Here is a 2222-nt window from a genome sequence, read left to right as displayed (position 1 = left end):
CTCGCTCGGGGCCTACGGACCAGCTGACCGCAACTCCCCCACCGGTCTCCTCCGCCGCATCGACGGCGTTGCGAAGAACGTTGATTAGGAGCTGCTCGATCTGATCCCCGTCCGCCAGGAGATGGATACGCGGGCCGCTCGCCACGACGATGGGGTGGCTCGTCTGCAGGGCTGCGGCGCGACGCACGAGTGGTTCGAGGTCTACGTCCTGGAAGGTCGGCTGCGGGAGCCTTGCCAGCCGCGCGTAGGCGCTCATGAAGCGGCTCAGTGCTTCGCTCCTTTCGCCGATGATGCCGAGGCCTCGTCTCATGTCATCCTTCCAATCAGGCGCCATGACCTCCCGCTCCATCAAATGGACCAGAGTTCCCGACATGGATTTGATGGGAGCCAGCGAGTTGTTGAGCTCGTGGCCGATTACCCGGATCAGTCGGCGCCAGGCCTGACGCTCCTCTTCGCGCAAGGCCTGGCTCAGATCGCTCAGGACGACGATCTGGTGAGGCCTCCCTTCCTCGCGAAAACTTCCGCGGCGCATTCCCCATCGTCCCGTCTTGCCAGGAAAGGTCTTCTGGAAAGTCCGCTCCGCCGGGCCACTCAGGGACTCCTTCAGTCCCAGCACGGAAGCTTTTCGTCCCAATAGCCGCTCGGCCGGCTGCGCCAGGAGTTTCTCGCCCGCGCGGTTTACCAGCTTGAGCTCCTCCACGTCGTTGAAGGTGAAAACCGCGACGTCGATCTCGGCCATCACGGTTCTCAACAGGTTGGTGGCTTCGAGAGCACCGAGCCGCTGGTCGTGGAGCGTTTCTCCCAGTACATTCGCTTCGAACATCACCTGTCCGAGCGGTTCGTCCGTGCTCGCACCTCGGGCGCGTATGGAGTAATCGCCTTCGCGAAGGGCCGCCAGCAGATTGGATAGGGTCTGAAGGGGAGTGACGACACGCTCTCGCACCGCCTGGGAAAACCCGAGCCAGCCCCCCACGACGAAGAGAGTCACCGTCCACTGTACTTTGGCGGTGTAATCGCCGCCCCAGATGAGAATCATGGTAACGACGACTCCCGGTAGACCCGCGGTGAGAGCGAGGAGAAAGATCCGCAGATCGTGGCTCAGATGTTTGCGGCGAGCAGCGAGGGCCAGCCTTTCTCCTTGCTTGCCCAACGACCGAGCCTCCGTGGCTTACAAACGATATCTCTCGAGACGGCGATACAGAGCGCTTCGACTCAGGCCGAGCGCCTTCGCGGCGTGACTCACGTTTCCGTTGTAGCGAGCCAGGGCCTTCTGAATCAAGAGGCGTTCGACTTCCTCGAGATTCAGATCGTCGATCGAAGCTCCCCCGTCATCGGAGACCATCCGGAGTCCGAGATCCTGCACCGTCACGCTGTCCCCGCGGGCCATCAAAACGGCGCGCTCGACGGCGTGATCGAGCTCGCGGATGTTTCCCGGCCAGGGAAAATCATGCAGCGCCCGAACCGCCTTGTCGTCGAATCCGGTGACGTTCTTGCGATAGTGCCGGGCGTGCTGGACGAGAAAGCTGTGCGCCAGAGGTGCGATATCGGCACGACGGTCGCGCAACCGGGGCATGTGGATCTCGATGGTGTTCAGGCGAAAGAGAAGGTCCTGTCGAAACCGGCCTTCGGAGACCTCCGATCCGAGATCCGCGTTGGTCGCCGAGAGAATGCGCACGTCCGCCTGTTTCGTCTTCGAAGACCCCACACGCTCGAACTCACCCGTCTCGAGCACGCGCAAGAGCTTCCGCTGCTGGCTGTGGGGAACGTTCGCGATCTCATCGAGGAACAGAGTCCCGCCGTCGGCGAGCTCGAACCGCCCGACCCGATCCGATTTGGCGTCGGTATAGGCCCCTTTGACGTGACCGAATAGCTCGCTTTCGAAGACACCCTCGGAGAGCCCGCCCACGTTGACCGTCACCATCGGCTTCGGGGCACGGTTCGACCGGGCGTGAAGGTGCCGTGCCACCACACCCTTTCCCGTTCCGTTCTCACCGGTGATGAGGACGTTGGCGTCGGAGGGCCCCACGCGCTGAATCAGCTCGAGGACGGGCTTCATCGCCTGCGACTCGGCGACCAAAGTCGGGAACTCCTGCTGCAGCAGCTCGTTCTCCCGCTCGAGTCGCTCTCCTTTTCGCAGGGCACGGCCCAGCTCGATCTGGGTCCGCAAGATGCTCAGAAGCCGCGCATTGTCCCAGGGCTTCTGAACGAAGTCCCGCGCTCCC

Annotated in this window: 2 protein-coding genes; both read right to left on the bottom strand. The window is 63.0% G+C overall.

Translation table 11 applies throughout. The annotated features are described in order from the left end of the window. A partial coding sequence (locus VEK15_14740) for a PAS domain-containing sensor histidine kinase (GenBank protein ID HXV61952.1) occupies positions 1-1150 on the bottom strand: 1150 nt, incomplete at its 3' end. Positions 1151-1168: 18 nt separating this feature from the next. After that, positions 1169-2222: sigma-54 dependent transcriptional regulator (locus VEK15_14735; GenBank protein ID HXV61951.1), on the bottom strand; the 1054-nt coding region annotated here is incomplete at its 5' end.

The organism is Vicinamibacteria bacterium (genome assembly GCA_035620555.1).
Taxonomy (GTDB): domain Bacteria; phylum Acidobacteriota; class Vicinamibacteria; order Marinacidobacterales; family SMYC01; genus DASPGQ01.
This window is presented reverse-complemented; position numbering and strand designations above follow the sequence as displayed.